The following is a 322-nucleotide window of genomic DNA, read 5'->3' on the forward strand; positions in this document are numbered from 1 at the left end:
CATCCGTAGCTCAGCTGGATAGAGTACTCGGCTACGAACCGAGCGGTCGGAGGTTCGAATCCTCCCGGATGCACCATATTCTCCGAGACAACAGCAAAACTGTTGTTTCATGGTCTGCGAGATAATCGCGAGCACCAGTGAGGATAACGTTGCTTCAGCAACGGCCCGCAGGGCGAGGCGCAGCCGAGTAATCCTCCCGGATGCACCATCTTCTTCGCAGTATCAGTAGTAATCAGCAATTCCCGATGCATCCGTAGCTCAGCTGGATAGAGTACTCGGCTACGAACCGAGCGGTCGGAGGTTCGAATCCTCCCGGATGCAC

The 322-nt window shown here is 55.6% G+C and carries 1 tRNA gene; it reads left to right on the plus strand.

Annotated features, from left to right (window positions below):
• Window positions 1-247: 247 nt before the first annotated feature.
• Window positions 248-321, plus strand: a tRNA-Arg gene (locus OGY68_RS00045).
• Window position 322: the final 1 nt, after the last annotated feature.

Origin of the sequence: Citrobacter sp. Cpo065, from assembly GCF_030332805.1 — a bacterium.
Lineage (GTDB): Bacteria > Pseudomonadota > Gammaproteobacteria > Enterobacterales > Enterobacteriaceae > Citrobacter > Citrobacter portucalensis.